This window comes from Methylobacter sp. Wu8 (assembly GCF_036440755.1).
GTDB lineage: Bacteria > Pseudomonadota > Gammaproteobacteria > Methylococcales > Methylomonadaceae > Methylobacter_A > Methylobacter_A tundripaludum_A.
Genome location: NZ_JAZGVT010000004.1, coordinates 1 through 5,484 on the forward strand (window position 1 = coordinate 1; position 5,484 = coordinate 5,484).

Here is a 5,484-nt window from a genome sequence, read left to right on the forward strand (position 1 = left end):
CTTGAAAAGTGATGGATAATAGAAGGTGTTGGTTTTGCTGTCATTGAAAATCAAAATGATAGGATTATTACCTCATCTAAATTATATTTTCAAGCACTTTTAAGCGCGATTGCCCTGGCAGGATAAGTTCTTGGCAAAACATAGAGTGGCAGTATAGTATCACTTTATGAAAATAGAACTTGTCACCACACTAAAGCGCCAGGCAACTAAGATTCTTGCTGAGCTGCATGAATCTAAGGAGCCTGTCTTAATAACTGAGCACGGTCAACCGTCAGCCTACCTTGTCGATGTCGATGATTATGAGCTTATGCAAAATCGCATACGCATCCTTGAAGGTATCGCAAGGGGCGAAACAGCCGTTTTTGAAAACCGAACTTACAGTCAGTCGGAAGCAAAAGAAAAAATGAGCAAATGGCTCAAATAATCTGGACTGAACCGGCTTTATCCGACCTTAATGAAATTGCTGAGTACATAGCGCTTGATAAACTTGATGCGGCACGCCGCTTGGTCAAACAGGTATTTTCCAGTGCCGATCGTCTTGAGCAGTTTCCCGAATCAGGCCGCATCCCTCCTGAATTAGAAAACTCAAAGTACCGAGAAATCATCGTTGGCCCGTGCCGGATTTTTTATCGTATTGATCAAGGTAAAGTCTATATACTTTATGTGATGCGCGGAGAAAGGCAGCTCCGAAAGTATTTACTCGATGAACTGGCGCAGGCGACCCTCCAGCCAACAAATATTTAGCCCGCCCAAAAAACTTTATGTCTTTCCCTGGAATGGTTTTGATCAGGTTAATTTGACGTTAAATCCGCTATTTTTATCTCACTGACTCCTTGGGCGCGTTAACAGCGCTTTTAGTTCCGGTCCCCTGATTGATTTTCAGCCGTTTAGCTATACTATGTCCCCTTAATTTAGACGCAGTTTTATTTTCTGATTGGGACTTCACAATGAAATGGTTTGTACGCGCTGATATTGACGGTTTTTTTGGCTTGGCTCTGGATAATCTGGTGCAATTGCTGGTTATCGTGGGCTTATGCCGACATGTCCTTGGGTTCTCGGACAACCTGATTTACCAACACATTCTGCCCGGCGCCGCCGTTTCGTTGCTAGTCGGTAATTTGTATTACGCTTATCAGGCCAAAAAACTGGCCGAGTCTTCCGGGCGCAACGACATTTGCGCCTTGCCTTACGGCATTAATACCGTTTCTTTGTTTGCCTATATTTTTCTGGTCATGCTGCCTGCCAAAATGCTGGCGGAAGCCGCGGGCGCTGAAAACCCGGAACAGATAGCATGGCAAGCGGGCTTGTTGGCCTGTTTCGGTTCCGGCCTGATTGAATTGAGCGGCGCATTCGTGGTCGAAAGATTAAGAAAAGCGACGCCGCGCGCCGCCTTACTATCCACATTATCGGGCATCGCCTTAACGTTTATTTCCCTGGGCTTCTTGTTTCGCACCTATGCCCATCCTGTCGTCGGCCTGGTTACACTGGGGGTGATTCTATTGGTCTACTTCGGAAAACTCCGTTTTCGCGGCAATATTCCGGGCGGACTGGTGGCCGTCGCATTAGGCTCCTTGCTATCCTGGTTAATGGGTTTGGCCCCTGTCGGCGCTATGCCGGATAATCAGTTAAGTTTGTATTTGCCGGTACCGGTGCTCGGCGATTTATTCGAGGTGCTGGCTTCGGAACACAACTTAAGCTATCTGTCGGTCATCATTCCGATGGGCTTATTTAATCTGATCGGTTCCCTGCAAAATATCGAATCCGCCGAGGCCGCCGGGGACAGTTATCCAACGAAGCCTTCGTTAGCGGTTAACGGCATAGGGACATTGGCGGCCAGCCTGTTCGGCTCCTGCTTTCCAACGACGATTTATATCGGCCATCCGGGCTGGAAAGCAATGGGCGCACGCGCCGGTTATTCGATTTTAAACGGCGCGTTTATCACGCTGATTTGTTTAACCGGCAGCTTGTCTTATATCGCATGGGCGGTTCCGGTCGATGCCGGGATGGCGATAGTCTTATGGATCGGCATTGTGATTGCGGCGCAGGCTTTCCAGGAAACGCCAAAAAGCCATGCTCCGGCGGTCGTCATGGGGCTGCTTCCCGGCATTGCCGCCTGGGGCGCTTTCATGGCGAAAAACGGTGTGCGGGCTGCCGACTACGGCAGTGGATCAATGCCTGCGTTTTCCGACGCCATGCTGATGCGTTTTCAACAATCGGATATCTGGATACACGGCGCTTTCGCGCTGGAGCAGGGCTTTATTTTTACCGCGATGATCCTGTCCGCATTGACGGTCGCAATCATTGAGCGTCAATTTGTCAAAGCCGCGATATGGAGCGGCGCAGCCAGTTTATTATCCGCATCCGGCCTGATCCATTCCTACCGCTGGACGGTAAGCGACACGGCCTTGTCATTAACGCCTGCGTGGGAATGGTCGATTGCCTACGCATTGATGGGATTGATATTTTTAAGCGCGAAGTGGATCTGCGTTAAGGATTAAATGAGACTTGCCGGACGATAATCATATCCGGCCTGAGGTTTGCATTTTCTTTTTGATGGAACCAGTCGATAATAGCCCTATCGTTAACTTAACCATGAATGAGAAAAAATGAGCAACGTATTTAGTTTTACCGGCACAGTGGGCCGCGATGCGGAAGTCAGGTATTTGCCGTCTGGTCAGGCGGTGTTAAACGTTACCGTAGCCAACAATATCGGCTTTGGCGACAAGCAGCAAACGCTCTGGATCCGGTGTGCGGTGTGGGGCAAGCGCGCCGAAGGCCAGTTGCAAAATTACCTGAAAAAAGGCCAGCAGGTGTTTGTCTCGGGCGAACTGAGTCAAAGCGAATACCGGGCGCAAGACGGCTCGACCAAAACCAGTCTGGAGCTTAACGCCAATATTATCGATTTGGTCGGCAGAAGAAACGAGTCCGGCCAAGCGCCGCAACAAAACTATCAGCCTTCAGGCGCGCAAGGCCAACCGTCCGCCCAGCAAGCGCCTAGCCACGATAATTTCGATGCGCCGTATGATGACGACATCCCGTTCTGATTTATGGGAAAAATACCGGACAAGCGTGGAACAGGCCGGCAGAAAGTGAGCGTTTCCGAGCGCAGTCTGCTGGTGGCTCCCGGGCAAAGTAAAAAACTGGCGGAAATACGCAAAAGGTTTCAACCGGATTTGCCGGTTGAAACCGTACAACGCAACAGCGCGCCGGACCTCCCGGTGTTAACCGGCCTGAAGCCGGAAGTCGTTGCGGAACTGAATAAGGCCAGGGCGCTTATTGATGGTCGCATTAATGAAATCATGCGCAGTTTTCCCGAGGGCAAGAAAAACAGGCTGTTTGGTTTCAGGTTCGGTTCGGTTGACGCCATCAAAGCCATGAATATAAAAACCGCGTTTAAAACATTAGGCATCACCGAGCATTCGGTAAAGATACAGCTGCTTGCTGAACTGGACTTTCACGGCAACGAGGTTAAACGGAGCTGACTTCCCCTGTTTTTTAAAGCTGCAAGGCAGGAGGGAATGTGAATAAGTTATATGCGTTACTCGATTCTATCGCCGACCAGCCTTTCCTGGCTATACAGCAGCTGTACGGTACTTACAGCTTCCCCCGGTTTGAACTCAACTTTATCAAAATGCAGGGCAGCCCCGGCGCCAACCCTGCGTCGATTGCCTCGGTAAAAATACCGCTGCAACACAGCAAAATTCCCGAAGACTTTTTGCAGGCCGCCGAATGCAGACTGGCGGCAGCGGATTTCTTGATCCGGCGCTTTCGTCAGGGGATAACACGGTTTGCGCTGCAAAACCGGGGTAAAGATGGCAGCGGTTCGTTTGACACGATTGCGCTGAGCCAAAAGATGCTGTGCCGGGACAGCGTTTTGTTTGGCGACGATGCCGTTTGTTTGCGCTTTATCATCAGCCTGCCGGCTAAAGGGCAAGGCGGCGTTTTTGATGCGGAGCAGGCGTGGATCATGTTGCATCAGGAACTGGTTGCGATTGTCGATGACTGTTTTTTTTATCAACACTACGACCGGCAAACCCGGCTACAGCTTGAGCGGTTTGTTGATCTGCAAAAAAACCGCCGTCAAATCATCCAATTTATGCGGCAGCATGGCCTGGTCGCTTTTATCGCCAACGACGCAAAACTGCCGCGGCATAGCGGCGTCGATGACCTGCCTGCTCTGTGCGAGTCTGTCAAAACCTTTCAATCCCCCGCATCGCTGCAAATAACGATTCCCTTATCCGACGGCCGCAGCATAACCGGCATGGGCATTAAAGAAGGCATCACCTGCATTACCGGCGGCGGCTATCACGGCAAATCGACCTTGATGCAGGCGATTTTGTCCGGGGTTTATGCGCATATTCCGAGCGATGGCCGGGAATATGTGGTAACCCGGGAGGATGCTTTTTTCATCCGGGCTGAAGAGGGCCGCAGCATTCGGGATGTCGACATCAGCCCTTTTATCGGCGATCTGCCGAACGGCGTTAAAACAGATAGGTTTTCATCCGACAACGCCAGCGGCAGCACCTCGCAGGCGGCCAATATCGTCGAGGCTATCGAAAGCGGCAGCCGGTTACTGTTGTTTGATGAGGATACCTGCGCCACCAATTTCCTGGTGCGCGATGAACTGATCAAGAAAATCCTGGATGCCAAGCAGGAACCGATCAAGCCGCTCTATTCAACGGTGCGGTCGCTGTGGAAAAAACACCATGTCTCGATGATTTTTGTAGTCGGGGGCCTGGGCTATTTTTTGCAGAAAGCCGATACCTGTCTGTTGATGGATAATTACCGTTGCGAGGATATTACCGCCAAGGTGCGGGACAGGCTTGGCGCGATAGAAGAAGATCAGGCTATCCCGGATTTTGTCGGATCGCGCCGTCTGGCGGCCGATAATTTCGATCCCGCTTATATCAATCAACGCCTGGACAAAAGGATACCCAAACGCATAAAAGCTTTACGCAACGCGCCCAGTCAACTTGAATACGGCATGGATTTGGTCAATCTGGATGCGGTAGCGCAAATTGCGGAAGCGCCGCAGCTTCTAGCCATCGGCTATTGCCTGTTTGCGCTGCGGACCAAACTAAAACAGTCGGGCGACAAGCCTGAGACGATTCGTTTCTGGATAGATTGGCTGGAAGGCGAAATCAACAAGCACGGATTGGCCGCGTTGGAACCCGATTACCCTGGCACCCTTTCGATGCCGCGCAAGTATGAGCTGGCTGCGGCTATTAACAGAATCAGGTCGCTAAGAATTGCTCGGAACGACGGACAAAACCATGAAGCGTCACGGAAGGCCTTTAAGAGGGATAATGAAAAACAAGCTCCAAGCCCGTCTTGTCGCTCGGCGGATTAACAATAGATGCCGTTTAGGAACATGCATGAAATAACTTGAGCAAGTTTTATTTTTCATTTTTTAACCATGAAGGACATGAAGCGGCATGAAAGGTTTAAGTCTTCATGTCCTTCATGCTCTTCATGGTAATTGCC

Annotated in this window: 6 protein-coding genes; all 6 read left to right on the forward strand. The window is 50.5% G+C overall.

Annotation, left to right across the window (positions count from 1 at the left end):
• Nucleotides 1-166: 166 nt before the first annotated feature.
• The 6 genes from V3O24_RS00065 (at nucleotide 167) to V3O24_RS00090 (ending at nucleotide 5,350) form a co-directional block, all read left to right on the forward strand.
• Entirely contained in the window at nucleotides 167-424 is a 258-nt protein-coding gene (locus V3O24_RS00065; protein ID WP_104423086.1) for a type II toxin-antitoxin system Phd/YefM family antitoxin, read from the forward strand.
• Nucleotides 412-744 (forward strand): type II toxin-antitoxin system RelE/ParE family toxin, encoded by a 333-nt coding sequence (locus V3O24_RS00070; RefSeq protein ID WP_331305551.1) that lies wholly within the window; start codon nucleotides 412-414, stop codon nucleotides 742-744. The genes V3O24_RS00065 and V3O24_RS00070 overlap by 13 nt, the downstream gene beginning before the upstream one ends.
• A 203-nt stretch (nucleotides 745-947) precedes the next feature.
• The gene (locus V3O24_RS00075; RefSeq protein WP_331305552.1) at nucleotides 948-2,498 is read left to right on the forward strand and encodes an NCS2 family permease; all 1,551 of its coding nucleotides are present in this window, start codon (nucleotides 948-950) and stop codon (nucleotides 2,496-2,498) included.
• Nucleotides 2,499-2,606: 108 nt separating this feature from the next.
• On the forward strand, nucleotides 2,607-3,044 hold the full coding sequence (locus tag V3O24_RS00080; protein WP_104423083.1) for a single-stranded DNA-binding protein: 438 nt from the start codon (nucleotides 2,607-2,609) through the stop codon (nucleotides 3,042-3,044).
• A gap of 3 nt (nucleotides 3,045-3,047) precedes the next feature.
• Nucleotides 3,048-3,482, forward strand: a complete 435-nt coding sequence (locus V3O24_RS00085; RefSeq protein WP_331305554.1) for a hypothetical protein — start codon at nucleotides 3,048-3,050, stop codon at nucleotides 3,480-3,482.
• Between the two features lie 38 nt (nucleotides 3,483-3,520).
• Nucleotides 3,521-5,350, forward strand: a complete 1,830-nt coding sequence (locus V3O24_RS00090; RefSeq protein ID WP_331305555.1) for an ABC-ATPase domain-containing protein — start codon at nucleotides 3,521-3,523, stop codon at nucleotides 5,348-5,350.
• Nucleotides 5,351-5,484: the final 134 nt, after the last annotated feature.